Raw genomic sequence first — 863 nt, forward strand, 5'->3', positions numbered from 1 at the left:
AGCCTCAGCCTCAGCCTCAGCCTCAGCCTCAGCCTCAGCTGGCGCTATTTCCGCCACAATTGTGGGCTCAGCTACCACAGGTTCGGCAGCCACAACCGGAACATCAGGCTCGGCCAATAATTCACTCTGAACGGGCTCTTCTGGAGCTGGTTCAGCAGCAGGGGCTTTTTTCGCCCGAGTTGAACGGGTTGTCGTTGTTTTGCGGCGTGTGCGGCGCGGCTTGGGCTCTGCGGGCTCGGCTGCGGCGTCAACGGTCGCCTCTGCTTCAGTGGCAGCGGGTTCGGCTGCGCCAAGAGCTTCGGTTTCGCTCACCTCTGCCGCTGCAGGAGCTGCCTTGGCCTTTGTCGTGCGGCGTCGGCGGACGGTTTTTTTGACAGGTTCAGCCTCCACGGGCGCTTCCGCGGCGGTTTCAGAGACATCAGCCCCGGTTTCTGCGGGTACGTCAGAGGCTGCCGCAGTCACCGTCTTGCGGCTGCGTGTCGTTGTTCTGCGGGGGCGGGCGGGTGTTTTTGCTGTCAATATGCTCTCGGGGATGCTTCAGTCGTTTACTTAGCATGGACCGACTGGCCCTTGGTTCTTGCCCGTCCCCCTGTGTGGTGGACGGTTACAAACTGAAGCCGGTCAGGCGCATGCTCCGATAAAGGGATTCCGTAAGAGAATCAAGTTTTCCTGAAGTTCTACCTGTTTTTACAGGAACGGGTGGCCCAGTGACGCGACCAGGATAGTCAGAAGCCCAAGCGCCATGATGACAAGGATCTGATTGCGGATCGAGTCGAAGGTGGCGGGCCGGGGGCGAATAGCCCGGCGTACTTTCTGGTAAGGCCCCATCTGCAACCGAACAAACAGGCCAGCCATGATCAGGC

At 60.1% G+C, this 863-nt stretch carries 1 pseudogene; it reads right to left on the reverse strand.

The features are described 5' to 3' along the window. A pseudogene (locus AD944_RS00195) lies at positions 1–519 on the reverse strand (hypothetical protein); the annotation flags it as partial. Positions 520–863: the final 344 nt, after the last annotated feature.

This window comes from Acetobacter tropicalis (assembly GCF_001580915.1).
Lineage (GTDB): Bacteria > Pseudomonadota > Alphaproteobacteria > Acetobacterales > Acetobacteraceae > Acetobacter > Acetobacter tropicalis.